Consider the following 26,081-nt stretch of genomic DNA (forward strand, 5'->3'; position numbering starts at 1 on the left):
CCGCGGACCTACCACGCCTCGCCGCTGGCGAGGTCGACCGCGCTGTCGCCCTTCTCCGAGGGACAGATGTCCGCGAGCACGCACGCCTCGCAGTCGGCCGAGCGCGCGCCACACACCGCTCGCCCGTGGTCGATGAGCAGATGCGTGAACTGTTGCCACTCGCCGCTGGGCACCACGTCGAGGAGGTCCTGCTCGATGGCCTCCGGCCGCTCTTCCTCGGTGAGCCCCAGTCGCCGCGAGAGCCGCTGGACGTGCGTATCGACGACGATGCCCTCGACGACGTCGTGGCCGTGCTGGAGGACGACGTTCGCCGTCTTGCGGCCGACGCCCGGGAGGTCGGTCAGCGCCGACATCGTGTCGGGGACCTCGCCGCCGTGTTCCTCGACCAGAATCTCGCCGATGCCCTTGAGGTACCCGCCCTTGTTGTTGTGGAACGTGATGCCGTAGATGTCCTCTGCGAGTTGCTCCTCGGTGGCCGCGGCGTAGTCCTCTGGGCCATGATATTTCTCGAACAGGTCCGCCGTGACCTCGTTGACCCGCTCGTCAGTACACTGCGCGGAGAGGACGACAGCGACCAGTAGTTCGAGACGGTCGCTGTAGTTCAGCGAGATAGCCGAATCGGGGTATTCCTCGTGCAGTCGGTCGACGACCTCCGTCGCCTGTTCCTCGCGTGAGTCCAGCGGCGTTCCCATACCCCAGGGCAGTGCTGAGTTCCCTTTGGCGTGTCGCTCTGGCCCGAGCACCAGCGCTGACGAACGATCTATGCGTGCTACCATTACCCACACCACGGCAACAGTCTTGTGTCGACTGTGTGTGCGTTCGGGTATGTCCGGCCCAGTGTTCCTCCGCGGCGAAACGGTGACGCTGCGGACGATAGCAGACGAGGACGTACCGTTCCTGCAGGAGACAGTCAACCACCCCGACGTGCGACACGGGCTCTCGGCGTCCCAGCCGAAGACGGAGCAGGCCGAGCGCGAGTGGCTCGAATCCGAGACCGCTCTCGATTCGGAGCACGTCCACTTGCTGGTCTGTGTCGACGGCGACCCGGTCGGAACGGTCGGCCTGATTTCCGTCTCGACCCAGGCAGGAACCGCCGAGATCGGATACTTCCTCGCACCGGACGCCTGGGGCAACGGCTACGCGACTGACGCCGCTCGAACGCTCGCCGCATACGGCTTTCAGGAGCGGCGGCTCCACCGGGTGTACGCGAAGGTCCTCGCCGGCAACGAGGGGTCACAGCGTGTGCTCGAAAAGGCGGGCTTCGAGCGGGAAGGGGCCCTGCGGGACCACTGGTTCCGCGACGGCCGCCACGAAGACGTGTACGTGTACGGGCTGTTGGCCGGTGAACTGGACCGCGGCGAGTAGCTACAGCTCGGCGAGGCCGTGCAGAATCGTCTCGAGGTCCGGTTCGGTCCCGCCCGAATCCTCGAACGCCGTCGCCGTCTGAACGCGGCACCGCCGGTCGACGACGAACGCCGCCCGCTGGACGCTCCCGTCCCGTCTCCGGACGCCGAACTGCTCGGCGACGCCGGCCGTGTCAGACAACAGCGGGTACGGCAGCGACAGCGACGCGGCGAGCGCCTGACAGTCGTCGATATGCGCCTGAAAGATGCCGAAGACTGCCACGGCGTCCGATACGCTCGCCCAGTCTGTCTCGGCTAGCTCGCCGAGGAGGGCCCGCGAATAGGGGTCATCGCCGGGAACGAAGGCCACGACCGCCGGTGCGCGGTTCGTCGCAGCGGATAGCCGATAGGCACCGACACCGCTGTCTGCGGTCCCTTGCAGGTCGAAGTCCGGGGCGGGGTCGCCAGAGTCGAGCATACCGAGCGAACGGGGAAGCGGACTAAAAGTCCCGCGGCCCGTGCAATTGACTGCTGCCCATGCGAGGACGGCGATACCACGGGATAGAGTTGACCCAGCAGTCGCTGCCCGGGTGCACCACGTGGCGCACACTCCCCGAAACCCGGCCGCTTAGTGGCAAAGAAGCTTTATAAGCCGTCCGACCAACCACCGTCGTATGGGAATGGAGAATCTGCCACAGGAGATCACAGCCCTCGTGGGTCGTGAGGTATACTCGAAAAACGGTGTGTTCGTCGGCGAGGTAGAGGACCTCCGGCTGGAACTCGACCGTAAGGAAGTGACGGGGCTTGCACTCCACCAGCTCAATTCGGAACTGTTCGACGAAGACGTGAACGCGGCACGGGGCGTCATCATTCCGTACCGGTGGGTCCAGGCCGTCGGCGACGTCGTCATCGTCAGCGACATCGTGGAACGGCTTCGCCAGCCCGAGGCCGGCGACGAGGAAGAGGAAGTCCCGGCCTAGTTTCCGTTCGAACCCTCGCTACCGATACTGTCGACGCCCATCGCCTCGAACAGTTTCCGTTTGACCGCTTCTTCGGTGAGTTCCAGCAGGGTATCTCTGTTGTCGTCGCTCGTATCCAGACCGGTGAAGATTCCGAGCGGTATCTCCACGCTGGCGTCGGTGGAGTGGCCCGCTGTCTCGCCCATTCCGCCGAACGCGTCCGACAGCACCTTGCCGATGTTCATCCGGATGTCCTTCGACCGCGCGGCGAGGTAGATGGTGTCGTCGGCGATGGCGAACACCGCTGTGGTCGTGATTCCTTCGAGATTGAGGAGGTGCTGGGCCGCCTGCGCCAGGGCGTCGCGGTCCCGGATGAACCCGGCGTTGGAGACGAGGTGGCTCCCCTGTACTTCGCGGTTCCGGATGGCTTCGGCGAGGACGTCCAGCGTCTCCGGGCTCATCGACGGTGATTCGACCTGTTCGAGCGTGTCGTGGTCCGCGAAGGGATACAGGTACGCCGCGGCGGTCAGGTCCGCCGGCGTCGTGTCCCGCTTGAAATCCAGCGTCTCGGCGCGGATACCGTACAGCAGCGCCGTGGCGACGCTCTGGTCGAGATTGAGGTCCAGTTCCTGGATGTACTTCGTGAGAATCGTCGACGTGGCCGAGATGTTCGGCCGGATGTCGGAGAAGGCGGCGTCGTGTTCCAGTTCGTGTTCGTGCTCGTAGTGGTCGACGACGATATCGACCGAATCGACAGCCGGTTCGCCGCCCTTGGCGACGTCCACCAGCGCGAACGTGTCGTACTCCCCGAGGTCGACCTCTTCGTTCGAGGTCAGTTCGATGCCGAGGAGGTTGACGAACGCGCGGTTCTCCTGGTGACCGATCTCGCCCTCGTAGATGATGTCGGCTTCCACGTCGCGGCTCGCGGCGATGGCCCGCAGCGCGGCCGCCGAGGCGATGGAGTCCGGGTCCGGCGACCGGTGAATAAGTATCGCCATGCGCTCTTCGGTCCCGTCGATGACATCGCCGAGCTGGGAGGCCCTGTACTCCAGTTCACCGGTCTCAAGCGCCCGAAGCGCCGAGTCCGCGATGACTGCGGAGGGGTTGATGACCACGTCCGCACCGAGGTCAGTGAGTTCGTCGGCCGACACGGGGTCGTCGGCGCGGGCGACGATGAACTGCTCGCCGCCGGCCCCACGGATGTTCCGGACCGCCTCGGCGTTGGCACCGACGTCCGAGGACATGATGAGCACCACGTCCCGGTCGGCGACTGTCTCCACGATGTCTGTCTCGGAGATGTCCGCATGCTGTGCGTTGAGGTCCTGGTCACGGAGCGCCTCTACCCGCCCCTCGTCCGCGTCGAGGATGAGAACGTCTTTCCCCTCCTCGACGAGTTCTTCCGCCACGGCGTGGCCAACACTCCCACACCCGAGGATGGCGTAGGTCGACATAGAGGCCATCGTGATGCCGCTGGCTGTACTCATTAGTGTCTGTATCGCTTGGCGTCAAGCCTCTTTAATGCCAGCTATTTCTCCAAACGACTGTAGAGACTCTCGTATACAGGTTGTTCGAAGCTCCGTCAGACGCCGACGAGCGCGGGAACAGCCGACTCCCGCAAAACCCCTGTGACTGTCAGCCGTGCTAACTGGCGTGGTGTGTGCAAGCAACGTGAGACCGACCGACACGAGGCGTCCGAATGAAAACCTATTTTACCGGGCCGTCCAGAGGAACGAGTGCACTGGGCCGGTAGCTCAGTCTGGTAGAGCGACGGCCTCTTAAGCCGTCGGTCGAGGGTTCAAATCCCTTCCGGCCCGCTTCTGTGACGAACGGTTCGTGAAGGAGCAAAGCGGCTGTTGAGCGGAGTGTACACAGCGAAGCGGTCACGTCCGACCGTCGTTCAAATCGTCCCTGTTACAGCCACAATCGTAGTAGCAAACAGCGAGAGACGTCTCGGTAAAACGGCGCTGTCGACGGGCTCACCGGCGGGTCGGGATTCCGATACCGTCCGACAGTATCAGCCGCTCACGTCGTACAACTCGTCCGTGTCGGTGGCGAGCACCGCGTTGACGACGACACCGAGCATCAGGACAACCGCGGCCACGTATGTACTCGTGAGGATGAGGATGAGCCCGCTCAGGACGCCGTAAATCGCGTACTGGCTGGCGTTCGCGACAAAAAACTGTATCGCCGCATGGAGAACCGTCCAACCGATAGCGGTCGTTATCGCCCCGGGGAGAGCATCCTGCGGCGAGGTCGCGACCCGCGACGGGACGAAATACAGTGGGAGTAGCGTCACGGTCAGAGCGACGAACAGGACCCCGAACCCGGCGACGACGCTCAACAGACCGGTCGAAAAGAGGGCCAGGAACACGCTCTGGGTGATAACCACGAAAATTGTGGCCGAGAGCGTCACGAGGACGACCACGGCCTCGTACACCTGCCGCCCGAGGGGCTGTTCCGTCGCCGCCTCGATACGCTCGACGACGGTCAGGAAGCCGACACCGACGTTCGCACCGCTCCAGGCGAGGACGACCACGGAGAGGACAGTCGCTGCCGTCCGCCCCGTGGCTGTCGTCAGGCTCTCGTACACCAGTCGTTGCGTGTCGGGGGTGAGAAACTGCGCCTCCGAGGCCGAGATGATGCCGGCGAGTTGCCGGCCGAAGACGACGAAGAAGAGCAACATGACCGGCATGAGCGAGATGAACGCGTAGTAGGCAAGCGACGTCGCGATGTACCTGATATCGCTCTCGTAGGCGATACTGGCGACTGCCTTCGCGCTTGCGACCCACTCGGCTCGTCGCGCCATACCTCGACCAGGGTGGACGCAGGGAAACATGTTTGTGCCGAGATACCTGGCGACCGGCGCACGGTGCTACTGGATGACTGCGAGGGTCCGACGGAGTCAGTATCTCACTAGCGGGAAGCGTCGAGACGGCGCCGGCTCAGCTGAATCGGCTTCCCCGGATTAGCCCTTGATGTTGCACACCGGATACGTCCGGGCCACCGTGTCGCCGATGCCCAGTGCCTCGGAGACCCGAACCACCTCGTCGACGTCCTTGTAGACCCCGGGGGCCTCCTCGGCGACGGTCGCCCCGCTCCGGGCCTTGACGTACACCTGCTGGCTCCGGAGGGCGTCCTGGACGTCGCCGCCCCGGAACTCGTTTTTCGCCTGCGTGCGACTCATCACGCGACCGGCGCCGTGGGCCGTCGAGCCGAACGACAGGTCCATCGAGCGGGCACCGCCCCGGAGGACGTAACTACTGGCCCCCATGCTGCCGGGAATGATGACCGGCTGGCCGACCTCCCGGTACGCCGCTGGGACTTCGGGGTGGCCGGCCGGGAAGGCCCGCGTCGCGCCTTTGCGATGGACGTACAGCTCTCGGTTCTCGCCGTCGACAGTATGGGCTTCCTTCTTGGCGATGTTGTGGGCCACGTCGTACAGCAGGTCCATCCCGAGGTCCTCCCAGGGCCGGCCGAACACGTCCGCGAACACCTGCCGAGTCTGGTGCATGACCAGCTGGCGGTTCACCCACGCGAAGTTTATCGCCGCGCACATCGCGCCGTAGTACTCCTCGGCGAGTTCCGACCCGGCCGGGGCCGCGGCCAGCTCTCTGTCGGGCAGGCGCTGTAGGAGAGACTGGTGGCGCTGCTCGATTCGCCGGAGGTAGTCGTTGCAGGTCTGGTGACCCAGCCCCCGGGAGCCGCAGTGAATAAGGACGACCACCTGGTCAGGTTCGAGGCCGAACGCCTCGGCCACGTCCTGGCGGTAGACGTCGGTGACGCGCTGGACTTCCAGGAAGTGGTTGCCGCTGCCGAGGCTCCCGACCTGGCTCTTCCCGCGGTCCTTGGCGTCAGCTGTAATCGCCGTCGGGTCCGCATCCGGTCTGCGGCCCTCGTCTTCACAGTGGCGCAGGTCGTCCGGGACGCCGTAGCCGTTCTCGACGGCCCACTCGACGCCGCGGTCGAGGATTTCGTCGATGGTTTCCCTGTCGGTCTCGACGACGCCACCGCCGCCCAGACCCGACGGGACGGCATCGAACAGCCGGGCTACCAGTTCGTCCTCCCGGCCGCGCAAGTCATCGTACGTGAGGTTCGTCCGCACCATCCGGACGCCGCAGTTGATGTCGTACCCGACTGCGCCCGGCGAGATACAGCCGTCTTCGGCGTCCGTCGCCCCGACGCCGCCGACGGGGAAGCCGTAGCCCTGGTGGCCGTCCGGCATGCAGATGGCCGGCTCGACAATCCCGGGGAGGTGCGTCGTGTTCCGCAACTGCTGGAGCGTCTTGTCCTCGGCGATCTCTTCGAGCAGGACCTCGCTTGCGAACACCCGGCCGGCGACGCGCATCTCCCCCTCGCGTGGCAACTCCCAGACGTTCTCGCTGACCTGTTCCAGCGTGATGCCGTTCGCCTGGAACGTTGACATGCGTCTAGCTGGACCGCACAGGGGAGTAATCCTTTCGCCGAGCCAGCCGGCCGGTCGACGGTAGCGGTGGTCTCCCCGAACCGAGCGGCCGTCACACGTCGAAGACGACGTACACCCGCCAGCCAGCGCCCATCTCCTCGACCGCCATATCCGAGTACGTGACAGCCTTTATCTCGCGGGCGGTCACCTGCGCCAGTGGAACGCCCCGTGCCGTGGCGTCGACGGTCCACTCCCCGTCGAGTTCCGAGACGGTCGCCTCGTTGTCGACCGGGAGCTGGTTTCGCAGGTCCCGCTCGAGGATGAGCTCGTCCAGATACTCGAGTAGAGCCGCCTCTACCCGTTCCGCGGTGACCGATAGCGAGAACCGCTCACCAGCGTCGGGGATGTCGTCACACTGTGCTGCGGCCATCCCGTCGGCAGCGGCGGCGAACGCGTCACCGAGGGTCTCGCCCGTGGCTTCGACGGCCACGTCTGCGGTGTGGGCCTGTAGCTCGTAGCTCATATCCGGTTCTCTCGTCTGGGGCCGACTTTGCTGTTCGGTCCGTCTATCGCCCTGAACAGCTCAGCCGTCCAGTCGCTTTCGCATCTCGACGTGTGGGATGCCGGCCTCCTCGAACTCGTCGCTGACCGTCTCGTAGCCGAGGTGCCGATAAAACGCCTCGACCTGAGTCTGTGCATGGAGCGTGAGTTCCGTCGCCCCGTCCTCGCGAGCGGCCGCCTCGACGGCCCGCATCAGCGCCGAGCCGACGCCAGTGCCCCGATAGGGCTCGCGGACCGCGACCCGTTCGACCTTTCCCACTGCGGACTCGGGGAACCGGAGTCTGGCGGTCCCGACCGGGTACTCGCCGTCACGGGCCAGAAACTGGACGGCGTCCGGGTCCTTGCCGTCGAGTTCCTCGTCCTCGGAGACGCCCTGTTCCTCGACGAACACCGCGGTTCGGACGGCCGTTGCCGCGTCTGCGAACTCGTCCCAGGTCCCGACCTCGACAGCGTAGTCGCTCATGCCCGCGGCTTCGGGCGGGTCCCCTGTATGTGCTGTTACTGGGACCTGCCGAAACCATCAACACGGATGCGGGTGTAGCGAGCATGCATGACCTACGACTACGCTCGCGACCACGAGCACGAACTCTCGGCGGAGTATCTGTACGCCTCTGACGCGGAGGTTCTGGGTATCTACGAGTCCGACGACACGCTACAGGTCGACGTGGCTGTCATCTGTCCCGAATGCAGCGAGACACTCCGTTTAGAAACCACCGTGGATAAAGTCACGTCCTCTGGGACGGAGCTGCCGCTGGACGAGGACTACTACGACTGACGGCCCCGCAATAATTTTTTCCGCGGCGCGAGTACGACTGCCCGCGATGTCCGACTTCGATACGTTCGAGTGTTCGAACTGTGGCGAGTCGTTCAAAGCGTATCCCGACGCGAACGCGGCGGAGAAAGAGGCGTGTAGCCCGGCCTGCGAAACCGCGTTGTAACCGGGTGCGGTTTTCTGTCTTCTGGCGGCCGTCAGCGCTAGCTGTCGGGGCTGTAGTTGGGCGCTTCGTCGGTAATCATCACGTCGTGGGGGTGACTCTCCTGTTGCCCGGCCGCGGAGACCCGCACGAACTCGGCGCGTTGTTTGAACTCGGGAATCGTCTCGGCCCCGACATAGCCCATGCCGGACTGCATTCCGCCGACGAGCTGGTGGAGTTCGGAGGCCAGCGAGCCCTTGTACGGCGTCGCGGCTTCGACGCCTTCGGGGACGAACTCCTCGCCCTCCTCGTCGTCTTTGAGGTAGCGTTCGCCGCCACCCTCGTTCATCGCGCCGACGCTGCCCATCCCGCGGTACTGCTTGTACTTCTTGCCGTTCATCGTGATGACGCGGCCCGGGGCCTCGTCGGTTCCGGCGAAGTACGAGCCCAGCATCACCGCGTCCGCACCGGCGGCGATAGCCTTGATGGCGTCGCCGGAGTACCGGATGCCGCCGTCGGCGATGACCGGCACGTCGTGCTGGCTCGCCACGTCGGCGACCTGCGCGACGGCGGTGATCTGTGGCATGCCGGCGCCGGTGACCACGCGGGTCGTACAGATGGAGCCGGGACCGATACCGACCTTGACGCCGTCGGCGAAGTCGATGACGGCCTCGGCGGCCTCCCGGGTCCCGACGTTGCCGACGACCACGTCGGCGTCTACCTCGGCCTTGATCTCGCGGGCGCTCTCGATGACGTTCGCGTTGTGGGCGTGCGCACAGTCGATGAACAGGATGTCGGCGCCGGCCTCGTCCGCGACCTGCGCGCGGTCCATCTCGAAGGGACCGACGGCGGCACCACAGCGAAGCGAGCCGTCGTCCGCGCGAGCGGCCTGGTCGTACTCGCGGCGCTGGAGGATGCCCTGCATCGTGACCAGTCCGACGAGCCGGTTCTCGGCGTCGACGATGGGGACGCGCTCGATCTTGTGGTCGTACATCAGTTCCAGGGCCTCTCGGGGCGTCACGTCCTCGGGGGCAGTGACGACTTCGTCGGTCATCGCGTCTGTGACGGCGTCGTCCTCGCCGACCTCCAGATACGGGCGGATGTCAGTCCCGGAGATGATGCCAAGCACTTCGCCGTTGTCGTCGTCGACGACCGGCGCGCCGGAGACGCCCTCGCGTTCCATCAGCTCGTCGACCTCGCGGACGGTCTGGGTCGGGCTGGCCGTCACGACGTCGCGGATGATGAGTTCGTCGGCGCGTTTGACACGCTCGATCTCGGTCGCCATCTGGTCGGCGTTCATGTTGCGGTGGAGGACGCCGATACCGCCCTGTCGCGCCATCGCGATGGCCATGTCGCTCTCTGTGACGGTGTCCATCGCCGCGGAGACGACGGGAACGGTCAGTTCGACCGACTTCGAGACCCGCGTCGTCGTGTCTGCCTCGTCTGGTTCGACGCGGGACTCCTTCGGTCTGAGGAGGACGTCGTCGAAGGTCAGCGCCTCCGGCACTCGGAGCTTCTCTGAGAAAGGCTCGGAATCGTTCGCCATGTAAATCGTCCACGACGGCCCGGCAAAAGCGTTGCGAGACTCGGCGCTACGTGGGGTTCGGTGCCACACTCGCACCAGCCACCCCTTCCAGAAATCTCCCCCTGGTGCCTCACTTGTCAGGTCTTTCCCTCGAGGGCGAGACATTCGTCCACAAACGGCGCTCGATTCCGGAGAAACGGTGGCGCGTGTGCCCAGTTCTCACGCAACGGTTATGTGGGAATGAAGGATAATTAAAAACATGCGACTCACCGAACCCGCCCGGAACGGCACTGCCCGTCAGACGACGCCTATAGCGTCGGGCAACACAACGTTCACGCGGTTCGGTAAACAGTTCTGGCAGTGCTGTCGTGTCCGTCAGGACCGAGCGAGAACCCCCCGACGGGAGTTGGGTCACGCTCGACCGTAACACGACATGAGTATCTCCAGACACCCGATCGCACTCGACATCGAGCAGCAGGTCGGCCGCGGCGGCCGGCTTCTGGCGACTGTCATGGGCCTCCCGCTCGTCGACGGCATCTTCCCGGTGCTCGTCCTCGCGGGGGCACTTTCGACCTGGACCGGCGTCCTCGAGGTCGGCTTGCTCGTCTTCGGCGGGTCGGCTACCGTCGCTGTCGTGCTGGCCGAACTCGAGGGCGGCCCCCGACAGCAGGCCCGGTCCGTGTTGCTCATCGGAGCCGTGTTGCTGCCGATTGCGCTCATCGAAGCGGCGCTCGCGCCGACGATTGCCGAGGTCGTCAACCTGGGAACCCTTCAGCGGTTCGCCGGCCTCGTCATCCTCGCCATCGCGGCACAGACCGCAAGCGCTCGGATCGGCGAGTACCTGCCGCGACCGGCCATCATCGTCGTGCTCGGCCTACTGGCGAGTCTCGACCCCGCCGGCGCGAGGCTCGTCACGAACATCGACATGGGAATGCTGCTGCGGGCCGCCGCCACCACCGGCGTCGGCATCGGCTTCGCCCTTGCCGTCGCGCTGGCGAGTCCGTGGCTCCGCAACGCCGTCGACATCGACCGCTTCCGCTTTGGCAGCGCTGTCGCGCTCGGCGTGCTCGCCCTCTCGGTCCTCGGCCTGATGCCGACTGATGCCCCGGTGGCGCTTGCCGTCCTCGCGGTCACGGCGCTGCTGTCGTTCGACCCGGAGAACGTCCGCACGCGCCACACGGAGTACCGCCCCGACGCCGTGGACCTCACCGCTGCTTTCTCCGACGGCGGCGCGTCCCAGGGTGTCGCCGCCGACGAGCAGACCGACGACGGGGCCGCGGTCGAGTACGAGCCCGACCAGGAACGCGCCCCGTGGCTGTGACGAGGGAGAACTTTTAGGCCCGTCAGGCCCGGCTGTCAGGTATGAGCGACAACCGCGTGGTCCAGGGACGGATGCAAACTCCCGAGAGCCTGGCCGAACTCATCGAAGGCGAGAGCGTCATGGACGCAGAGCCCATCGAAGACGCCGCCGACGACTGCCCGGAGTGCGGCGAGAACGTCATCTCTGTGGGGTACATGCCCTCTGCACTAGAATTCGTGACGGGCTACAAATGCCAGGAGTGCGACTGGGCCGACACCGACCGCGACTGAGCGCCGTCTGCCAATCGAAATCCCTTTAATGCGAGTCGGCTTACGCCGGAGTGCGGGGTCGTGGCCTAGTCCGGGAAGGCGGCTGACTCCAGAGGCCACGCGCCTGGGACGACACTTCGAGGGCTGATATACTGAGCGGCCGGCTGATCACCGGTTCGCGACGATGACCCTCTGGAGTTCCGAGGCGCAGGACGGAGATATCAGCCGATCGGGGGTTCAAATCCCTCCGACCCCATACTGTTACTCGTTCAGAACTATCTGTTTGTGGGTTTCTACCGCAGTGTATGCCTGAAAGGTATAAACTGCTCTTAGAGGAATCACATAGCTCGTCCAGAGCTTTCCGTGGGCTGACCAGAGTGTAGTCGCTGTTGAGTTGGGCCGCTTGCCGCTTATCACCCAAGCCCAATGAGTTTACTTCGTGGCGGCTATCTCCCCACGCATGAGCCAACTACTGCAGGAATTACTCGCCGGGAACGCCGACCACGCGGCGGAGTTCCGGGACCGGTTCGACAGCGTCCAGAACTCCCAAACGCCAGATGCTGTCACGGTGTGTTGCTCGGACTCGCGGGTCCTCCAGGACCACATGTGGGACAACAGCGAGCCGGGGCACCTCTTTACGTGTAGCAACATCGGGAACAGAGTCATCCAGCGGACCGCGTCCGGCGAGGCGGTGTCCGGTGACGTGTTGTACCCCATCGAACACACGATGACCGAAACCGCAGTCGTCGTCGGACACACCGGCTGTGGTGCGGTGACAGCGACGTACGACGACCTGACGAAGGGGCTCGACGAACCGGCGGGTATCGAACACTGTCTCGGTGTCCTCAAGCCCCACCTCGAACCGGCGCTGGACCACCTCCCCGAGGACATCGAGCGGGCGGTGGCTATCAACCGACTCGTCGAGTACAACGTCGACAGGCAAGTCGAGTTCCTCCGGGACAGCGACGACGTTCCCGACGCTGTCGACGTGTTCGGTGTCGTCTACGATTTCCAGGACGTGTACGGCGGCCAACGGGGCGAAGTCCACGTTATCAACGCCGGCGGCGAAACCGACGTCGACGCACTCCGGGCGGCACATCCGGATATCGAATCACGGATCAACCGTCTCTGGGAGTACTAGTGCCGCTACTGTCTCGCCCGCTGTACGTCGCTGTTCAGGCAGCTGAAATCCGTAACACAACTCAGTGGGCCGAATCCACTTTCGAGCGTTCGGACTGTCGAGAAAGACGGTAGAGATGCGTTCATGAGCCCCCGGTAACCGAGCGTTCGGCACCGGTGGGAGAGAGTCGTCGAGTCCCTCTCAGAGCGATGTCGTCACAGTAGCACTGAGTAGACAGCGCGAACTTACAGGGTGAGGACCACTGCGATACCGACAGCTGAAACGATACCGAGGACACCCGTGACAAGTTTGCCGAGTTGGCGTGTTCCGAGAATCCACACGAGCGCGGCTTTCACCATCGTGTTCGCGATAGCACCGATGACAATCCCTGTCGTTGCAACCGCGGGAGATATCGACCCCTCCGCTGCGAGTGTGCTCAGCGTGATCGTTATTGCATCGACGTCGGCGAGACCAGAGACGAACGCAGTTGCGTACACGCCTGACACCCCAAACCACGTGTTGGCCGACTCAGAGACGAGAAGCACCACCGCGAAAACCACTCCGAAAAACAGTGCTGTCCGGAGTCGAAATGGATTTGTGAGTTCTGTCTCAACGGCGTTCTCGTCGGTCGATCGCCAGTAAAGGACAGCCCCAGCAAGTGCGCCCGTGGCCGTCATCGCGCCCAACGGAACGACCACCTGTGACAGAAGCGCCGGATTGAGGAACGCGACTTCGATCAGCGCCCGTGGAAACATGATCACCGAAGCGGAAACTATTGCGAAGGTCGACACAGGATAAAGCGACGGGGCATCCGCTGTCTGCTCGGCCACCGACACTGTGGTTGCTGTTGAGGAGATAAAGCCACCTACGATTCCAGTCAGCGCAATTCCCCGTTTTGAGCCGACAATCTGGCTAAGGATGTAGGCCGCGAAACTCAACCCTGTGACGAAAACGACCATGAGCCAGACGAACTGCGGATTGAGTCCCGCCAACACGTCGAGTTCCCGATCCGGTAACAGCGGGAGGATGACCACCACCACCAGAATAAATTTGCTCGTTGCACGGCGTTCGTCCTCTCCGATTCGGTCGACGAAGTCGTGAATCACTCCTTTGGCGGAGAGGAGGACTGTGACCGCCCCGCCAACGACGACGGCCAGCTCTGCACCCCGTTGTGAATGCGTCGTCAACGCCCCGAGGATGACAGTGAGAATCGAAGCCGTCAGGGTCGTCAGTCCGATATCCTGTTCAATCCAGATCTTTCCGCCGTACGCGACGGTCAACGGGACTGCGAGGGCACCCACTGCGACAGGTAACACTGCAGGGAAGAACGCGTAAACGAGCGCACCAATGACTGCAAACAGGGGGAACGTGCGACTGCCGGCAAATGTGCCGCCGGATTCCGCCTTTTCGCGTTCGAGGCCGATGAGTCCCCCGATAGCAAACGCAACGAAGACACGGAATGAGAGTGTCAAGAGCGAGCTGGTGGCCGGCTCGGTCATTCCGGTTAGAGTTTCTTCGTTCCCGTTGTCAAGTTTCGGGTTGGCATTCGTCGGAACTCAGTCAACTCGATAGACTCTCTCCCCCGGAGATTCCGAGAACATTGCACTCACTGACCTCGGTGCCTGGCACTCCTGTGTTGGCTGAAACACTCGAATACGACTCCTTGCTCTCTGGTTGCTCCACCTTGTTCAGGTAGCTGAAATCCATGATGGATTCTCGTGTAAATAGAGGTATTTCAGTTCCAGGGAAGCCTATATCATCCGCCATAGCTCTCGAAAGAGAATTGTATATAAAGAAACGGTGATAGTGAAAACGCGGCCTTGTTGAACCCCTCAATCAGTGATTGGTTTTAGTAGGCGTGCTGGATACACAGCGCGAATCGGTCAGTGACGTCCAGAAGATCAGTTCATCACGCTTCGCCGGAATATATTCTCTCAATTCACGGCTTCCAACAGCTTCCAACGGATATGATAGCACGTTTCTCTGCTAGTTTATATCAGTGAGGATATAATAATTACTGATGAGTTCACCAACCACATCCTCAGGAAAGTACGACGTTTCTCTCGGAAATCTCAGTGCACGACTGGACGTTTCTCGGACGGAGAACGAGGCGAACGTGGCCGTCGTTGAGCACACGCTACCGCCGCAGACGCTGGCGGCACCGCTCCACCGCCACAGCCATGAGGACGAGATTTCCTACGTGCTGGAGGGCGAGATGACAGTACTGGCGGACGAGGAACTGACGACCGTTCAAGCGGGGGAGTCGGTCGTGAAAGGCCGAGGAGTCTGGCACACATTCTGGAACGCTGGCGACGAACCGCTCCAGTTCCTCGAAATCATCGCCCCAGGTGAGTTCTCGGAGTACTTTGAGGAAGTCGCACGACTCGGGCCACCCGACCCGACGGACGAGGAATGGGTCTCGCAGTTCCTAGCGATCGGCGAACGCTACGGTTTCGAGGCCGACCTTGAGAGTGTCCCGGCACTCCTCGAAAAGTACGACCTCCAGATGTAGAACGGTCGATCAGCCGTCCTCCGAATCGTTGCTACATACACCCTCTCTATGCAGCTCGCGACGCCTGTTATCTGACAGACTACTGAACGATGATTATCTAGACGTATCGACCGAGTAGCGATTCTCGACAGTTAATTGCTTCGTGAGCAAGTGCCCTCACACATCTCGTCACTCGCCCCAAATTCTGTTTTGAATCCGTGTCCCTGACACCGACGAATCTATATCGTCGTTCACCGAGCCAGGAACGAAAGAACAACTACCGGAAGAGAATTTTGCAACCCGAACCGCAATAGAAGCATTGAAACGGTTAAATTCAGCTATCTAATCTCTTTGTTCAACTTTGTTCAGATAAATAAAATACACCATACACACTAGTGAAACGGTTTTGTGGTCACCATCAACTACACTCTATTGGTAAGATTCTTTGTCTATGGTATCATAGTCTTCTCTATGTCAGCAGAGACGGATGCACAGGGACGGCTGTACATCCCGAAGGAGGTGCGCGAGAAGTACGGCCAGAAGTATCATATCGTCATGTACGAGGATAGACTTGAGCTGATTCCGGTCGCGGACGACCCACTCGCCGCTGTCCGCGAAGCGGCAGGTGAGCTTCACGATGCATCCGTCGAAAAAATTCGAGAGGACATCGAGGCAGAAGCGAAAAACGAAGCTGAGGAAGCCGGCGGCGACAGATGACGGTGTACGTCGAGACGGATTTTGTGCTCGCACTCGCCAAAGATTCCGATTGGTTACAGGGCTCCACAGAAGACGCCCTCGTGGAGTACGACGTCGAAACGTCACCGTTCTCGTACCTCGAACTCCTCCTCGCTCGGGAACGTTACGAGTTCGACTACGTTCCGCTGGTGGCGAACCTGCTCGAACTCGTCCCCGTGCGGAACGAGGAAGAGAAACAGGTCGTGCTGAAAGCCGTCAACTACTACGACGAGGGAATGACGCCGTTCGAAGCGTTCCACGCAGCGACTGCGGAAACGCGGGGGATGGACGTCCTCTCCTCCGAGAAAGACTACGAAGACATCGAGGTAGAACGAGTCCCGCTTGAACCGACCGACGAGGAATAACTCGGACTGAGGAGAGAGCACCACCCGAACGAGGCGTGATGCTCGTAGCCATTGTCGTGACCCCGAGTGCGATAGATTTGGTCGGATCTTCCGGTTGCTCGTCGAGACCAAAAATTCCCAAGGTGCTCGAGAACTGACACCACACTACACCAGTACGTGGCTAGAACCGCTCTAACACCCGTCTTTTCCCCTACCGACTCTCCCGTTGCTCTACCTTGTTCAGTTCGATAAGCAACCGGAAAATGGCTTTCACGAGGTTCGCGTCGACGTCGAACTGCTTCGCGTTACCACCGGCCCGGTCCATCACGGCCTGTTCCTGCTGTTCGTCGGTGGTCGGCAGCCCCTTCTCGTCTTTGACCTGTGCGATGGTGTCGGCCACGTAGGTTCGCTGTGCGATCTTCTCGACGATCTCGCGGTCGATAGTCCGGATCTCGTCGCGCAGTTCGTCCAGCGACATGTCCTCTGGGTTCGGGTTCGTGCTCATACTATGTGTGTTCCCTCGGTCTGTGTCGTCGTCAGCCAGGTCTCGCCGGGTCGCTCGTCCCAGGCGTCCTGTACGGCTTCGAGTGCTGCCCGTTCGCCGACGGCGGTAAACGACGGGCCTGTCCCGGACAGCGAGACGCCCTCGACGTGCCCGAGCGCGTCGAGTACCGGGTCCGTCTCGAAGTCCAGTGCGGCCGAAAACGCGAGGCCGTTGACCGTCATGGCCCGCTGGTAGTCGCCGTCGAGCGCGAGGTCCTCGACGAGGCGGGCCATCGGCGCGATCTGGCGGCACCGGTCGACATCCGCGTCGGCGCTGAACGACTGCTCCGGCGGCGTCCAGACGAGTACGTCCCAGTCGATTTCCTCGCGGGCCAGGACCGTGTCGTCCTCGTTATCGGTGACAGTGACGCCGCCAAGCATCGACGCCGACGCGTCGTCGAAGGCCCCGGTGACAGTGACGCCGACGTCGCGGGCGGCCATGACGCCCAGGCGGGCCATGTCTTCGCGGCTCATCCGCTCGGTCGCATCGAGCGCGTCGAGCGTTGCCATGACAGCCGCGTTTGCGGCCGCGCTGGAGCTTTTGAGGCCCGACGCCATCGGGACCTCGCTCTCCGTGCGGACGTTTCCGCCGGAAACTGCCGGGACACCGACGTTCTGTGGGCCACCGTGGGCGTCGATGACGTACTCGACACACCGTTCGATGAGCCGCGTGTCGGCGTCCGGAGCGCCGGCGACCTCGCCGGTGACGCCGTCGGTCTCAGTCGAGAGCGTGACGGTTGCAGTCGTGTACTCGTCGATAGCAAACGCCGCACCGCGGCCGGTCGCGAGCGCGTTGAGGACCGTCCCTGCTGCCGGCGCTGCTGCCTTCCCTTCCATCGACGTGTACTCCCTCCCGGACCTATTTACTAACTGCGATACCCCTGTGGGTCGCGTGGGCTGTGGCTGCCACAGCGACTGCGTAGCATTCGATACGAGCCGGGTCAGGCGGTACTGGCTCCGCTCAGGCCGGGAACAGGAGGTACGGAACGACGAACAGAAGCAGGAACATAAACAGGAGGACGAGACCGTAGCCGGCCAGCGTCCCGGCGGCTGTCAGCCAGGCCGGATGTTCGAACTGTTCGGTGAGGTGTGTCATACCGAGAGAGTCAATCGGGGACGGTATAGTGGTTCGGGAGCGGCACGGGCACCTCCCGCCCTCACTCTTCGTCAGGATACACTTCGCCGAGGAACAGCCAGCGTACCTTCGTTCCGCCTTCAGGTCGGGACTCCTCTTTGACGTGGTAGAGATACGGGCCGTGTGGACAGTCATCACAGCCCTCGGCACAGGTAGTCCGCTTTACCACCTCAGTGTAGCCGTCGCGTTCGGTTGCCCGGATGATGTCTTCATTGGGACTTGGCTCCACCGGCGATTCCGTCTCGTCGTGGAACTGCAGCAGTTCCTGCGCGTAGAGTATCGTATTGCGGAGCTCATCCGGAGTCAACTGGGGCAGTTCCGCCGCCACGTGGTCCGGAACCCCCTCGGGTGGTGTCGGTCCGTTTTCAGGACTGGACATATCGACACCTCCGTCGGGGACCTACATAACTGAACTGGGGAATAGAACGACCGGCGCAGCGAGTGGCCCGCCGTTACTCGTTCCAGAACGCACCGGTGAAGATCACGAACACCGGAATAATCTCCAGGCGACCGATCCACATCAGGAATATCATCAGCAGTTTGCTGGTGTCCGGGAAGTCGAGGTAGCTCCCGAACGGCCCCAGGAACCCGAACCCGGGGCCGATGTTTCCGATTGTCGCCAGGCTCGCACTCACAGCCTCGAGGACAGTCAGTTCGAGCCCGACACGGCCTGCATCGAGGAGGAGAAGCACTGTCGCGGCACCGAGCGCGAGCAGGTACAGCAGTGTGAATCCGTATATGGCGTTGATAACGTCTTCCCCGATGACCTGCCCGCCGAGCCGAACCGGTTTGACGGCGCTTGGGTGGGCTGTCGTGAACAGCTGGCGTCGGATACCCTTGAGGACGACGAGCCACCGGACGACCTTGATGCCGCCACCGGTCGACCCTGCGGACCCGCCGATGAACATCGTGAAAAGCAGGAGTCCCTTCGCAGTGTTGCCCCAGTCGACGAAATTACTCGTCGCGTATCCAGTCGAGTTCAGCAGCGAGGCGACCTGGAAGGTCGCCTGCCGGAGCGAGTTCTCCACGGCCCCCTGGGTGACGCCGCCGAGCTCAAGCGGCGGAGCGGACCCGGTAAAGAGAAGCCCCCAGAGGATGACCGCCATGCCGGCGTTCGCGCCGAGGTACGCTTGGAGTTCGCGGTCCTGGAGGAAGGCAGCGTAGTCGTCCTCCAACAGCAGGTAAAACAGCGCGAAGTTCATCCCGGCGACGAGCATGAACGGAATGATGACCCACTGGACGGCCGGTGAGAACGCCGCGATGCTGGCAGCCTGTGGCGAGAATCCACCCGTCGGCAGCGTCGTGAAGCCGTGTGCGACGGCGTTGTAAGCGTTCATGTTCGGGGCGTATCCCGTGTAATGGAGACCGAGCAGAATGAGGACGAGCAGGACGGTAAAGCCCAGATAGAACAGCCAGAGCAGCCGCGCAGTCTCGGCTATCTTCGGGGTCAGCTTCTGGAGTTCGGGGCCGGGCGCTTCCGATTCAATCAACTGTGCGCCGTTGACAGCCGCTTCCGGAAGGATAGCGACCATCAGGACGATAATACCCATCCCGCCGAGCCACTGGGTGACCTGTCGCCACATCAACAGCGCGTGGGAGTGGCGGGCAAACGATATCTCCTCGGTGACCGTCGCTCCGGTGGTCGTGAACCCGGACATCGACTCGAACAGCGCGTTCACGGGCTGGCCGAGCGCCGATTCGGTCCCGTACCCGGCGATGACGTAGGGAATCGCGCCGATAACCGCGACGGCACCCCACGAGAGACCGACGAACAACAGCGCTTCACGTGGCCCGAGGTCGTGGCCGTCGCTGACTCGCTCCAGCGCCACGCCGAACGTGATGGCAATCGCGATAGAGATCAGGAAGACAACGGTATCGTCTCCGTACAGGAGACTGATCCCCAGCGGGACCAGCATTGCTACGGCGAGATACTTGATCACAGTGCCGGTCAAGGCGACGCTCTGTCGCCAGTCGACGCGAATCGACATCACTGAACACCGACCATTAACAGACGCTCACACTCCGGATATGAAAAAGCCTCACGTTCCGACAGCGCCGCTTCTGGCGAATTTTCCCGGGAACAGCGTTGGTTTGATGGGTTCCAAGTTCTCCTGACAGCGCACAGAGTACGCGTACGCAGTCGTGGCGTCTGGTGAGGCTCTTCCCTTCGGAATTCCTGGATTCAGTGAACGAGACACACCGTCCAGACGAGCTATCTTTACGCGGCGGCGCAAACAGAGTCGTCTCTCAGGCGTGGCCCTGTTCTCTCGCCCCGTCGCGGATCTTCTTCGACCGCTTGCGGACGCGTGCGACGTACCGCTCGATCTTCTCCGGTTTCTCGCCGTAGAACGACGCGGCCCAGTGGATGTCGACGCCGTCCTGTGTGAGGAAGTAGGCGACGAGCGTGTCCCGGCCGGCCTGGATAACCGTCGGCGGAACGCCGCGCTCGCCGGTTCCGGCTTCCTGGAACCCGTTCACGTCGAAGTACACGTCGGCGTACAGCGTCGCCATCTCGGGGTCATCGAACTCGATGCCCTGGTGGTCGGGGGCCTCGAACCGATACCGGCCCTCGCCGTCGGCCGTGGTTCGTTCGGTGATTCGCACGCCGAGGATGTACTCGCGATACGTCTCTAAATCAGTCACAGTGTTTGAATTGTCGGTCTGAGCCATGTATTGGTGGAAATATTTGTAGTCTGTGTCGCCCGAGCGGTGCTGCGTCGTCGACCCGCCTCCTTAGTTACCGTTGCTGTTGCCGTCGCTCTCGTTGCCGTCGGTACCGCTCTCAGTCTCGTCGGTTCCGTTCTCGGTCTGCTCGGTACCGTCCTCAGTCTGTTCGGTGCCGTCTTCGGTTTCTTCGGTACCGTCCTCGGTTTCTTCGGTACCGTCCTCAGTCTGTTCGGTGCCGTCTTCGGTTTCTTCGGTACCACCCTCAGTCCCGTCGGTTCCGTCCTCGGTCCCGTCGTCTCCACCTTCGGTCCCGTCGTCTCCGTCCTCGGTCTGCTCCTCTTCGGATGCCGGTGGCTCGTAGACGTACAGGCCGTCGTTGGGATAGGACCGCGCCGGGCCGCCGAAGCCGTCCTCACAGCAGAGCACGCGGCCGTCGTCCATCACGTAGACGTTGTCGACGTTGCGGAGCGCGTCGTCGGCGTCTTCCGGCTCGTCGGTGAAGTCCGGGCCGACGATGACCGGTTTGAGCGTCGAGATGTTGTAGTCCTCCTCCAGTTCGCCGCGGTAGACGATTCCGCCGTCGACGCGGTCCATCTGGATGTCGCCGGTGTCGTCCGCCAGGTCGTCGTTGAACTCGGAGATGCCAAAGTACACCGGGTCGCCCGGGCCGGCGCCGTCCTTGCTGTCGACGCCCTCTGCCTTGTTGAACTCGATGGTCGCGCCGATTTCCTTGGCGGCCGCGCGGGTCTCGAGGAACGGAACGCGGCGGAGCTCCTCGTCGACGTTGTCGGGGCCTTCGGAGTAGTACTGGTCGGCCCACTCGACTATCTCCTCGTTCGTGATGTAGTTCTGGTTCCCGTTCTCGACGACAGCCCGGTCGGCTTCTTCGAGGGCCGCTTCGAGGTCGTCCTCCCAGTCGGTTTCGGCGTGCGCTTCGAGGTAGTCGGCCTGCGTGACGTCGTCGTATTCGGCGATCCACTCCTCGATCTCCGCGTTGCTCGCGGAGCCAAGCGGCATCCACTCGACTTCCAGCGGATACTGCGCCGGTGACTTCCGCGTGCCGACCCTGGACGCGTTGGCCTGTGGGTTGGTGATCTTCGGGGCGTACAGCGTGCCCGACACCTCCATCGGGTCCTCGTAGCTCGGGATGGGCTCGTCGGCGACGAACTTGTAGATGCCCTTGCTGTCCCCGTCGGAACAGCCGTAGGCGGTCTGTTCGTCGGCCTGAATGTTCGGCGCTTCCCAGGACGCCCGCCCCATCACGTAGTACTTGACCGGCTGTGGCGGGTCAGCTGCTGGCTCTCGGAAGTCGACGTGGTAGCCGTAGCGGTACGGGTTCGGGTACACGTCGGCGATTGGCTCGATTGTGTTGAGGTAGTCGGTCTGGTCAGCCTGCTCAGCACCGAGATAGTACGCGAGGAACTCCACGCCGGTCAGCGCCCAGTACCCCTGGATACCCCAGGACTCGTCGCCGTAATAGTCATCGACGGCCCTCTGGATGCCGTTCGGGTTCGGTCGGTTCCAGAACTGCGCCCCGCCGACGATTCCCTTCCCAGTGCCCGCGTCGAGAATGTCGCCGACCTGATTGGTCAACGAGACGCGGGGGTGGGCGTAGTTCTCCTCTGAGGAGATCATCGTGTTCCACGGGCTGAGGTCGCCATAGCAGTTGATCCGCGTGCCGCCGAGCTCGCGGAGTGGTTCGGTGTTCGCCAGATTGATGGCGTTTACAAGGTCGGCCTCCCACTCGCCGTCCTCTGTCTGGCTCAGCGGGATTCGGCTGACGTTGCCCGGGCTGTTCTCCCAGTTGGTGAACAGGTAGCCTTCGGTCCCCGCCTCGTTTGTCGGGACGAACTGGTTGCAGTCGGGGTTCGTCGCGGCGGCTCCGTACTGTGTCCCCTCGAAATTGTCCAGCGTGATGTCGGTGCCGTCCGGCGTCTGTGTGACGCCCAGACGCTCCTCGCCGCCGTTGATCTCGTCCCGGCCCTGGGCGAAGACCGTGTAGTCGCCGTTGCCCGAGCGGACCCGGCGCTGTTCTGCCTCGGTCTGTGGCGTCGACAGCTCGTCGAAGTCGTCGTTGTTCCCGTCGAGTTCGAACTGGAAGCCGCTGAAATACCCGATTCCGGCGGTGCCGAACGGGTCCGGGTTCTCCTCTTCGGGGTGCTGGAGGCTGTACAGCAGTGACCCGTCCTGGAAGACGAACGGCCCCGTCACCTCGGCACCGAACGCCGTCGTGGAGAAGCGCTTGAGCTCCCCCTCGACACTCGGTGCGCCGGGAGTATCGGATTCTTCGACCTCTTCACCGCTTGCCACGCCGATGACGCTGGCCCCAAGCGCAGCCGCCACCGATTGCGAGAGTACCTGCCGTCGAGTAAAGTCGACCATGCAGACTCGACAAAGAAGGGGTATTTTAAAATTTTTTATACTAGTTCATTATATACTACTTACTTATATATAGCAGGTGTCACTGTTTGGAACGATATATAGTAACAAGAGACGCTAATACCCGTGAAAATTCATGGTTCTCATTCGATTTCCCTCGCCGGTAGAGGAGAAGGTTCACAGAGATTATATAAATAGTACCTGACAAAACAGGGGTCTGATTTGTCAATCAACACGTATCTGCCGGCGACCGGTGGCTACATTCCCATATCGGCCGCAGCATCGGGTACCGGAAGCGCGTTCGGGGACACGCCCAGCAACTCTGCCGCGTGGTCGAGTGCCATGTCGAAGCCGTAGTACCGCTCCAGTTCGTCGCCGTCAGCAGTCGGCCGGACCTTCAGCATGGCGTACCCCTCGATGTTCTGGGCGACCGCGGCGCTCCCGCTGTCGCTCTCGAAGATCAGTAGCCGTTCCTCGTCCGTCTCTCGGTAGGTGCCCGTGATACCGTCGGCCGACGCCTCGACGGGGAGTTCGGAGTCGGTCATCGGCGGCTCTAGGGAACGGGGGTATGCGAACCTGACGGTCCGACCGAAACCGCAAACGCGAAGCGACCGGAGTACCAGCGATGCCCATGGCGAAGTTGCTCCAGAGCGGCCGCCGGCGCGACATGTGCGTCCTGCTGGCTGCCGCCGAGGACGGGGAACTCTCCGGTCAGCGGCTGAAGACGCGGCTCGAAAGCCGCTACGGGACGCGAATCGAACCCAAGAGCTTTTACGGCGCGCTCGACGCGCTGGAGTCGGCCGGGTTCGTCGCACACCGCGAGGACGGCATCGCCGACAAGTACTCGCTGACCGACGCCGGCAAGCGACGGCTCCGGGACCAGTTCGAGTGGATGCGTGAGGCGCTCGACGAGGACGATTGACGCCACAGACTGTCGGTCCCTGATGGATTTCTCCCGGCGTGGGGATATTCTTTTTTAGCAGTCAGCCACAGAATACAGCCATGTCACTGTCTCGGTCACTCCTCCTGGCAGCTCTGGACGCCCTCCCGTTCGCGGTGCTCGCCGGTGTCGCAACGTACGTGTTCGCTCGCACGACCATCCAGCCGTCGGAAATCGTCGGAACGGTCGCCGGGACCGTCGGCGTGGTGGTGTTCCTCGCGCTCGGAACCGTCAGCGCGAACCGCCACCGTGCGAACGGAAAACCGTTCTACTTTACCCGTGCGGTCGTCGTCGAAGGGCTCCTCTCAGTACCCTAATCGAGGAGCTCGCTGGCAATCGTATTGCGCAGGACCTCGCTGGTCCCTTCGTAGATCTCGTTGAGCTTGGCGTCGCGGTAGAACCGCTCGGCCGGGAAGTCCTTCGTGTAGCCGTAGCCGCCGTGGACCTGGATGCCCTCGTTCGCCACTTCGCGGGACACCTCGGAGGCGTACAGCTTGGCCTGGGCGGCCTCCTTGACGAAGGACTCGCCGGCCATCTTCTTATCGGCCGCCTGGTGCATCAGCAGGCGGGCGGCCTGGGTCTTCGTGTCCATGTCGGCGAGCTTGTGCTGGATAGCCTGGAAGTCGCTGATGGGCTGGTCGAACTGCTCGCGGTCCTGGGCGTAGCGCAGGGCCTCGTCCAGCGCGGCCTGGGCGATACCGACGCCGCGGGCCGCGATGGTGATTCGCCCGCCGTTGAGCGTCTTGAGCGCGTGGACGAACCCACGGCCTTCCTCGCCGAGTCGGCGGTCCGCGGGAATCCGCATGTCGTCGAACCGCAGCTCCGCCGTCGGACACCCCTTGTCGCCGAGCTTGTGCTCGGTCCCTTCGACGATGAAGCCGTCGTCCTCTTCGGGGCGAACGATGAACGACGAGATGCCCTTGTTGCCGGCCTCGGGGTCGGTCTTGGCGAACAGGACGACGGTATCGGCGACGGACCCGTTGGATATCCAGAGCTTGCCGCCGTTGACCAGATAGGCGTCCCCGCCGTCGACCGGTCGGGCGGTGGTGTCCATCGCCGGCACGTCGCTGCCCGCGCCCGCCTCGGAGAGAGCGAACGCGCCGATTTCCTCGCCTGCGGCCAGCGGCGTGAGGAAGGTCTCTTTCTGTGTCTCGTCGCCGAACTCGTATATCATGTTGCAGGCCAGCGAGATGTGTGCGGCGACGATCGTGCCGAGCCCGCCACTGCCCCGGGAAATCTCTTCGAGGGCCATCGCGTAGCTGTGGTAGTCCAGTTCGGCCCCGCCGTAGGCTTCCGGAATCGGCATGCCCATCAGGCCCAGATCGGCCATCTCGTCGACGAGGTCCCACGGGAACTCGTCGGTCTCGTCTATCTCCGCCGCCCGCGGCTTGACCTCTTCGTCGACGAACTCCGCGACCATGTCCTGTATCTGGCGTTGTTCCTGTGTGGGGCTGAAATCCATGTCCGGCTCTAGCGTTGGTCGGGTCTTTACTGTTCGCCAACGCCCGGCCCGTTGCTGGGTATCGTACTCGACGCGCCGCTGTCACCGAACGCCGTCAGTCGTAGTCGTAGAAGCCACGGCCGGACTTCTTCCCGAGGTCGCCCGCCGCGACCTTCCGTTTGAGGAGATACGCCGGCTTGTAGCGGTCGCCCAGCTCCTCGTGGAGCGTTTCGGAGGCGTCGAGCACCACGTCGAGGCCGATGTGGTCGGCCAGTTCCAGCGGCCCCATCGGGACGTTTGTTCCGAGGGTGAGCCCGCGGTCGATGTCGGCCTTGTCGGCGACACCCTCGTCGTAGGCCCGGATGCCCTCGTTTATCCAGGGCATCAGCACGCGGTTCACGACGAAGCCGGGCTTGTCGTCGGCCGCCCAGGTCTCCTTGCCGATGTCGTGTGCGAACTCCCGGCCCAGCGTCACCGTCTCGTCGCTGGTCTTCTCACCGACGACGAGTTCCACGCCTTTCATCACCGGGACGGGGTTCATGAAGTGCAGTCCGAGGACCTGTCCGGGCCGGTCGGTGGCGCTGGCGATGGTCGTAATCGACAGCGTGCTCGTGTTGCTGGCAAGCACCGCATCCGGCCCGCAGACGGCGTCGAGCTCCTCGAACACCGACTGCTTGATCTCCATGTCCTCCGTCACGGCCTCGACGACGAGGTCGGCACCTGCGAGGTCGTCCATCTCGGTCGTTCCCGTGATACGGGCCCGTGCGGCCTCGGCCTCCTGTTCTGTCACTGTCTCGCGCGCGATGAGCGTCTCGAAGCTCGCCTGGATGTCATCGAACCCGGCGGCGACCAGCTCTTCTGACACGTCGCGCATGACGACGTCGTAGCCGGCCGTCGCCGCCACCTGGGCGATGCCGTTGCCCATCGTCCCGGCCCCCACGACGCCGACGGTATCGACTGCTTCGAGGTGCATGGTCCCACTTTCGTCCGGCGGTCGTGTAAGTCTGCCGACG

At 63.1% G+C, this 26,081-nt stretch carries 31 protein-coding genes and 2 tRNA genes; 13 read left to right on the forward strand and 20 right to left on the reverse strand.

Annotated elements, in window-relative coordinates:
- Positions 1 to 8: 8 nt before the first annotated feature.
- Positions 9 to 692: an endonuclease III gene (gene nth / locus KZ498_RS10130; protein WP_312618597.1), complete on the reverse strand. Its 684-nt coding sequence runs from the start codon at positions 690 to 692 to the stop codon at positions 9 to 11.
- A gap of 133 nt (positions 693 to 825) precedes the next feature.
- Between nth and KZ498_RS10135 the strand changes: the two genes are divergently transcribed.
- Positions 826 to 1,365 carry a GNAT family protein gene (locus tag KZ498_RS10135; RefSeq protein ID WP_312618598.1) on the forward strand — a complete coding sequence of 180 codons (540 nt, stop codon included), beginning with the start codon at positions 826 to 828 and terminating at the stop codon, positions 1,363 to 1,365.
- Here KZ498_RS10135 and KZ498_RS10140 read toward each other — a convergent pair whose 3' ends face one another.
- A complete protein-coding gene (locus tag KZ498_RS10140) occupies positions 1,366 to 1,821 on the reverse strand; it encodes a redoxin domain-containing protein (protein ID WP_312618599.1) in 456 nt (151 codons plus the stop codon).
- Positions 1,822 to 2,023: 202 nt separating this feature from the next.
- Between KZ498_RS10140 and KZ498_RS10145 the strand changes: the two genes are divergently transcribed.
- A complete protein-coding gene (locus tag KZ498_RS10145) occupies positions 2,024 to 2,323 on the forward strand; it encodes a PRC-barrel domain-containing protein (RefSeq protein ID WP_312619312.1) in 300 nt (99 codons plus the stop codon).
- Here KZ498_RS10145 and KZ498_RS10150 read toward each other — a convergent pair.
- Positions 2,320 to 3,786 (reverse strand): DHH family phosphoesterase, encoded by a 1,467-nt coding sequence (locus KZ498_RS10150; RefSeq protein WP_312618600.1) that lies wholly within the window; start codon positions 3,784 to 3,786, stop codon positions 2,320 to 2,322. The genes KZ498_RS10145 and KZ498_RS10150 overlap by 4 nt on opposite strands.
- A 256-nt stretch (positions 3,787 to 4,042) precedes the next feature.
- Between KZ498_RS10150 and KZ498_RS10155 the strand changes: the two genes are divergently transcribed.
- Positions 4,043 to 4,116, forward strand: a tRNA-Lys gene (locus tag KZ498_RS10155).
- 200 nt (positions 4,117 to 4,316) lie between these two features.
- Here KZ498_RS10155 and KZ498_RS10160 read toward each other — a convergent pair.
- From KZ498_RS10160 to KZ498_RS10175, 4 genes are all read right to left on the reverse strand, one after another.
- On the reverse strand, positions 4,317 to 5,108 hold the full coding sequence (locus KZ498_RS10160; protein WP_312618601.1) for a YihY/virulence factor BrkB family protein: 792 nt from the start codon (positions 5,106 to 5,108) through the stop codon (positions 4,317 to 4,319).
- 159 nt (positions 5,109 to 5,267) lie between these two features.
- Positions 5,268 to 6,725 carry an RtcB family protein gene (locus KZ498_RS10165; protein WP_312618602.1) on the reverse strand — a complete coding sequence of 486 codons (1,458 nt, stop codon included), beginning with the start codon at positions 6,723 to 6,725 and terminating at the stop codon, positions 5,268 to 5,270.
- Between the two features lie 91 nt (positions 6,726 to 6,816).
- On the reverse strand, positions 6,817 to 7,227 hold the full coding sequence (locus KZ498_RS10170; RefSeq protein WP_312618603.1) for an archease: 411 nt from the start codon (positions 7,225 to 7,227) through the stop codon (positions 6,817 to 6,819).
- A 60-nt stretch (positions 7,228 to 7,287) separates the two neighbouring features.
- The gene (locus KZ498_RS10175) at positions 7,288 to 7,728 is read right to left on the reverse strand and encodes a GNAT family N-acetyltransferase (RefSeq protein ID WP_312618605.1); all 441 of its coding nucleotides are present in this window, start codon (positions 7,726 to 7,728) and stop codon (positions 7,288 to 7,290) included.
- 87 nt (positions 7,729 to 7,815) lie between these two features.
- Here KZ498_RS10175 and KZ498_RS10180 point away from each other — a divergent pair, with 87 nt between their 5' ends.
- Positions 7,816 to 8,040 (forward strand): hypothetical protein, encoded by a 225-nt coding sequence (locus KZ498_RS10180; RefSeq protein WP_312618607.1) that lies wholly within the window; start codon positions 7,816 to 7,818, stop codon positions 8,038 to 8,040.
- 200 nt (positions 8,041 to 8,240) lie between these two features.
- Here the strand turns inward: KZ498_RS10180 and guaB are convergent, their stop codons facing one another.
- Entirely contained in the window at positions 8,241 to 9,725 is a 1,485-nt protein-coding gene (gene guaB / locus KZ498_RS10185; protein ID WP_312618608.1) for an IMP dehydrogenase, read from the reverse strand.
- A 412-nt stretch (positions 9,726 to 10,137) separates the two neighbouring features.
- Between guaB and KZ498_RS10190 the strand changes: the two genes are divergently transcribed.
- The 4 genes from KZ498_RS10190 to KZ498_RS10205 all read left to right on the forward strand — a co-directional run bounded on the left by KZ498_RS10190 (position 10,138) and on the right by KZ498_RS10205 (position 12,414).
- Positions 10,138 to 11,025 (forward strand): DUF5794 domain-containing protein, encoded by an 888-nt coding sequence (locus KZ498_RS10190; protein WP_312618609.1) that lies wholly within the window; start codon positions 10,138 to 10,140, stop codon positions 11,023 to 11,025.
- A 41-nt stretch (positions 11,026 to 11,066) separates the two neighbouring features.
- The gene (locus KZ498_RS10195; protein ID WP_121512366.1) at positions 11,067 to 11,294 is read left to right on the forward strand and encodes a DUF5795 family protein; all 228 of its coding nucleotides are present in this window, start codon (positions 11,067 to 11,069) and stop codon (positions 11,292 to 11,294) included.
- 54 nt (positions 11,295 to 11,348) lie between these two features.
- Positions 11,349 to 11,529 (forward strand) — tRNA-Trp (locus tag KZ498_RS10200).
- Positions 11,530 to 11,733: 204 nt separating this feature from the next.
- Entirely contained in the window at positions 11,734 to 12,414 is a 681-nt protein-coding gene (locus tag KZ498_RS10205; RefSeq protein ID WP_312618611.1) for a carbonic anhydrase, read from the forward strand.
- A 224-nt stretch (positions 12,415 to 12,638) separates the two neighbouring features.
- Here KZ498_RS10205 and KZ498_RS10210 read toward each other — a convergent pair whose 3' ends face one another.
- Positions 12,639 to 13,892: an MgtC/SapB family protein gene (locus KZ498_RS10210; RefSeq protein ID WP_312618613.1), complete on the reverse strand. Its 1,254-nt coding sequence runs from the start codon at positions 13,890 to 13,892 to the stop codon at positions 12,639 to 12,641.
- 61 nt (positions 13,893 to 13,953) lie between these two features.
- The gene (locus KZ498_RS10215) at positions 13,954 to 14,160 is read right to left on the reverse strand and encodes a hypothetical protein (RefSeq protein WP_312618614.1); all 207 of its coding nucleotides are present in this window, start codon (positions 14,158 to 14,160) and stop codon (positions 13,954 to 13,956) included.
- Positions 14,161 to 14,413: 253 nt separating this feature from the next.
- Between KZ498_RS10215 and KZ498_RS10220 the strand changes: the two genes are divergently transcribed.
- The 3 genes from KZ498_RS10220 (at position 14,414) to KZ498_RS10230 (ending at position 15,984) form a co-directional block, all read left to right on the forward strand.
- Positions 14,414 to 14,905 (forward strand): cupin domain-containing protein, encoded by a 492-nt coding sequence (locus KZ498_RS10220; protein WP_312618615.1) that lies wholly within the window; start codon positions 14,414 to 14,416, stop codon positions 14,903 to 14,905.
- Positions 14,906 to 15,355: 450 nt separating this feature from the next.
- On the forward strand, positions 15,356 to 15,601 hold the full coding sequence (locus KZ498_RS10225; protein WP_312618616.1) for an AbrB/MazE/SpoVT family DNA-binding domain-containing protein: 246 nt from the start codon (positions 15,356 to 15,358) through the stop codon (positions 15,599 to 15,601).
- Complete coding sequence (locus KZ498_RS10230) at positions 15,598 to 15,984, forward strand: PIN domain-containing protein (RefSeq protein ID WP_312618617.1); 387 nt, start codon at positions 15,598 to 15,600, stop codon at positions 15,982 to 15,984. Before KZ498_RS10225 ends, KZ498_RS10230 begins: the two co-directional genes overlap by 4 nt.
- Before the next feature lie 190 nt (positions 15,985 to 16,174).
- On the opposite strand, the gene KZ498_RS10235 is transcribed toward KZ498_RS10230, so the two are convergent.
- From KZ498_RS10235 to KZ498_RS10270, 8 genes are all read right to left on the reverse strand, one after another.
- Positions 16,175 to 16,468, reverse strand: coding sequence for a chorismate mutase (locus KZ498_RS10235; protein WP_312618618.1), 294 nt, complete (start codon positions 16,466 to 16,468; stop codon positions 16,175 to 16,177).
- Complete coding sequence (locus tag KZ498_RS10240) at positions 16,465 to 17,343, reverse strand: shikimate kinase (RefSeq protein WP_312618620.1); 879 nt, start codon at positions 17,341 to 17,343, stop codon at positions 16,465 to 16,467. Before KZ498_RS10240 ends, KZ498_RS10235 begins: the two co-directional genes overlap by 4 nt.
- A gap of 124 nt (positions 17,344 to 17,467) precedes the next feature.
- The gene (locus KZ498_RS10245; RefSeq protein ID WP_312618621.1) at positions 17,468 to 17,602 is read right to left on the reverse strand and encodes a hypothetical protein; all 135 of its coding nucleotides are present in this window, start codon (positions 17,600 to 17,602) and stop codon (positions 17,468 to 17,470) included.
- 61 nt (positions 17,603 to 17,663) lie between these two features.
- A complete protein-coding gene (locus tag KZ498_RS10250) occupies positions 17,664 to 18,020 on the reverse strand; it encodes a hypothetical protein (RefSeq protein WP_312618622.1) in 357 nt (118 codons plus the stop codon).
- 73 nt (positions 18,021 to 18,093) lie between these two features.
- Positions 18,094 to 19,629 carry a TrkH family potassium uptake protein gene (locus KZ498_RS10255; protein ID WP_312618623.1) on the reverse strand — a complete coding sequence of 512 codons (1,536 nt, stop codon included), beginning with the start codon at positions 19,627 to 19,629 and terminating at the stop codon, positions 18,094 to 18,096.
- Between the two features lie 259 nt (positions 19,630 to 19,888).
- Positions 19,889 to 20,311: a hypothetical protein gene (locus KZ498_RS10260; protein ID WP_312618624.1), complete on the reverse strand. Its 423-nt coding sequence runs from the start codon at positions 20,309 to 20,311 to the stop codon at positions 19,889 to 19,891.
- A gap of 63 nt (positions 20,312 to 20,374) precedes the next feature.
- A complete protein-coding gene (locus KZ498_RS10265; protein ID WP_312618626.1) occupies positions 20,375 to 22,690 on the reverse strand; it encodes an alkaline phosphatase PhoX in 2,316 nt (771 codons plus the stop codon).
- Between the two features lie 254 nt (positions 22,691 to 22,944).
- Positions 22,945 to 23,232: a hypothetical protein gene (locus KZ498_RS10270; RefSeq protein WP_312618628.1), complete on the reverse strand. Its 288-nt coding sequence runs from the start codon at positions 23,230 to 23,232 to the stop codon at positions 22,945 to 22,947.
- A gap of 86 nt (positions 23,233 to 23,318) precedes the next feature.
- Here KZ498_RS10270 and KZ498_RS10275 point away from each other — a divergent pair, with 86 nt between their 5' ends.
- Complete coding sequence (locus tag KZ498_RS10275) at positions 23,319 to 23,609, forward strand: helix-turn-helix transcriptional regulator (RefSeq protein ID WP_312618630.1); 291 nt, start codon at positions 23,319 to 23,321, stop codon at positions 23,607 to 23,609.
- Between the two features lie 80 nt (positions 23,610 to 23,689).
- Positions 23,690 to 23,944 (forward strand): hypothetical protein, encoded by a 255-nt coding sequence (locus KZ498_RS10280; RefSeq protein WP_312618631.1) that lies wholly within the window; start codon positions 23,690 to 23,692, stop codon positions 23,942 to 23,944.
- Here KZ498_RS10280 and KZ498_RS10285 read toward each other — a convergent pair.
- The gene (locus KZ498_RS10285; RefSeq protein WP_312618632.1) at positions 23,941 to 25,089 is read right to left on the reverse strand and encodes an acyl-CoA dehydrogenase; all 1,149 of its coding nucleotides are present in this window, start codon (positions 25,087 to 25,089) and stop codon (positions 23,941 to 23,943) included. The two genes, KZ498_RS10280 and KZ498_RS10285, sit on opposite strands and share 4 nt — an antisense overlap.
- 94 nt (positions 25,090 to 25,183) lie before the next feature.
- On the reverse strand, positions 25,184 to 26,041 hold the full coding sequence (locus KZ498_RS10290; RefSeq protein WP_312618633.1) for a 3-hydroxyacyl-CoA dehydrogenase NAD-binding domain-containing protein: 858 nt from the start codon (positions 26,039 to 26,041) through the stop codon (positions 25,184 to 25,186).
- Positions 26,042 to 26,081 lie beyond the last annotated feature (40 nt).

Origin of the sequence: Haloarcula sp. 1CSR25-25 (genome assembly GCF_032027985.1) — an archaeon.
In the GTDB taxonomy this organism is placed as follows: domain Archaea; phylum Halobacteriota; class Halobacteria; order Halobacteriales; family Haloarculaceae; genus Haloarcula.

What these genes read in the sequence shown, in the direction of transcription:
- nth (WP_312618597.1), bottom strand. Translation starts at nt 692, where the DNA reads ATGGGAACGCCGCTGGACTCACGCGAGGAACAGGCGACGGAGGTCGTC.
- KZ498_RS10135 (WP_312618598.1), top strand. Translation starts at nt 826, where the DNA reads ATGTCCGGCCCAGTGTTCCTCCGCGGCGAAACGGTGACGCTGCGGACG.
- KZ498_RS10140 (WP_312618599.1), bottom strand. Translation starts at nt 1,821, where the DNA reads ATGCTCGACTCTGGCGACCCCGCCCCGGACTTCGACCTGCAAGGGACC.
- KZ498_RS10145 (WP_312619312.1), top strand. Translation starts at nt 2,024, where the DNA reads ATGGAGAATCTGCCACAGGAGATCACAGCCCTCGTGGGTCGTGAGGTA.
- KZ498_RS10150 (WP_312618600.1), bottom strand. Translation starts at nt 3,786, where the DNA reads ATGAGTACAGCCAGCGGCATCACGATGGCCTCTATGTCGACCTACGCC.
- KZ498_RS10160 (WP_312618601.1), bottom strand. Translation starts at nt 5,108, where the DNA reads ATGGCGCGACGAGCCGAGTGGGTCGCAAGCGCGAAGGCAGTCGCCAGT.
- KZ498_RS10165 (WP_312618602.1), bottom strand. Translation starts at nt 6,725, where the DNA reads ATGTCAACGTTCCAGGCGAACGGCATCACGCTGGAACAGGTCAGCGAG.
- KZ498_RS10170 (WP_312618603.1), bottom strand. Translation starts at nt 7,227, where the DNA reads ATGAGCTACGAGCTACAGGCCCACACCGCAGACGTGGCCGTCGAAGCC.
- KZ498_RS10175 (WP_312618605.1), bottom strand. Translation starts at nt 7,728, where the DNA reads ATGAGCGACTACGCTGTCGAGGTCGGGACCTGGGACGAGTTCGCAGAC.
- KZ498_RS10180 (WP_312618607.1), top strand. Translation starts at nt 7,816, where the DNA reads ATGACCTACGACTACGCTCGCGACCACGAGCACGAACTCTCGGCGGAG.
- guaB (WP_312618608.1), bottom strand. Translation starts at nt 9,725, where the DNA reads ATGGCGAACGATTCCGAGCCTTTCTCAGAGAAGCTCCGAGTGCCGGAG.
- KZ498_RS10190 (WP_312618609.1), top strand. Translation starts at nt 10,138, where the DNA reads ATGAGTATCTCCAGACACCCGATCGCACTCGACATCGAGCAGCAGGTC.
- KZ498_RS10195 (WP_121512366.1), top strand. Translation starts at nt 11,067, where the DNA reads ATGAGCGACAACCGCGTGGTCCAGGGACGGATGCAAACTCCCGAGAGC.
- KZ498_RS10205 (WP_312618611.1), top strand. Translation starts at nt 11,734, where the DNA reads ATGAGCCAACTACTGCAGGAATTACTCGCCGGGAACGCCGACCACGCG.
- KZ498_RS10210 (WP_312618613.1), bottom strand. Translation starts at nt 13,892, where the DNA reads ATGACCGAGCCGGCCACCAGCTCGCTCTTGACACTCTCATTCCGTGTC.
- KZ498_RS10215 (WP_312618614.1), bottom strand. Translation starts at nt 14,160, where the DNA reads ATGGCGGATGATATAGGCTTCCCTGGAACTGAAATACCTCTATTTACA.
- KZ498_RS10220 (WP_312618615.1), top strand. Translation starts at nt 14,414, where the DNA reads ATGAGTTCACCAACCACATCCTCAGGAAAGTACGACGTTTCTCTCGGA.
- KZ498_RS10225 (WP_312618616.1), top strand. Translation starts at nt 15,356, where the DNA reads ATGTCAGCAGAGACGGATGCACAGGGACGGCTGTACATCCCGAAGGAG.
- KZ498_RS10230 (WP_312618617.1), top strand. Translation starts at nt 15,598, where the DNA reads ATGACGGTGTACGTCGAGACGGATTTTGTGCTCGCACTCGCCAAAGAT.
- KZ498_RS10235 (WP_312618618.1), bottom strand. Translation starts at nt 16,468, where the DNA reads ATGAGCACGAACCCGAACCCAGAGGACATGTCGCTGGACGAACTGCGC.
- KZ498_RS10240 (WP_312618620.1), bottom strand. Translation starts at nt 17,343, where the DNA reads ATGGAAGGGAAGGCAGCAGCGCCGGCAGCAGGGACGGTCCTCAACGCG.
- KZ498_RS10245 (WP_312618621.1), bottom strand. Translation starts at nt 17,602, where the DNA reads ATGACACACCTCACCGAACAGTTCGAACATCCGGCCTGGCTGACAGCC.
- KZ498_RS10250 (WP_312618622.1), bottom strand. Translation starts at nt 18,020, where the DNA reads ATGTCCAGTCCTGAAAACGGACCGACACCACCCGAGGGGGTTCCGGAC.
- KZ498_RS10255 (WP_312618623.1), bottom strand. Translation starts at nt 19,629, where the DNA reads ATGTCGATTCGCGTCGACTGGCGACAGAGCGTCGCCTTGACCGGCACT.
- KZ498_RS10260 (WP_312618624.1), bottom strand. Translation starts at nt 20,311, where the DNA reads ATGGCTCAGACCGACAATTCAAACACTGTGACTGATTTAGAGACGTAT.
- KZ498_RS10265 (WP_312618626.1), bottom strand. Translation starts at nt 22,690, where the DNA reads ATGGTCGACTTTACTCGACGGCAGGTACTCTCGCAATCGGTGGCGGCT.
- KZ498_RS10270 (WP_312618628.1), bottom strand. Translation starts at nt 23,232, where the DNA reads ATGACCGACTCCGAACTCCCCGTCGAGGCGTCGGCCGACGGTATCACG.
- KZ498_RS10275 (WP_312618630.1), top strand. Translation starts at nt 23,319, where the DNA reads ATGGCGAAGTTGCTCCAGAGCGGCCGCCGGCGCGACATGTGCGTCCTG.
- KZ498_RS10280 (WP_312618631.1), top strand. Translation starts at nt 23,690, where the DNA reads ATGTCACTGTCTCGGTCACTCCTCCTGGCAGCTCTGGACGCCCTCCCG.
- KZ498_RS10285 (WP_312618632.1), bottom strand. Translation starts at nt 25,089, where the DNA reads ATGGATTTCAGCCCCACACAGGAACAACGCCAGATACAGGACATGGTC.
- KZ498_RS10290 (WP_312618633.1), bottom strand. Translation starts at nt 26,041, where the DNA reads ATGCACCTCGAAGCAGTCGATACCGTCGGCGTCGTGGGGGCCGGGACG.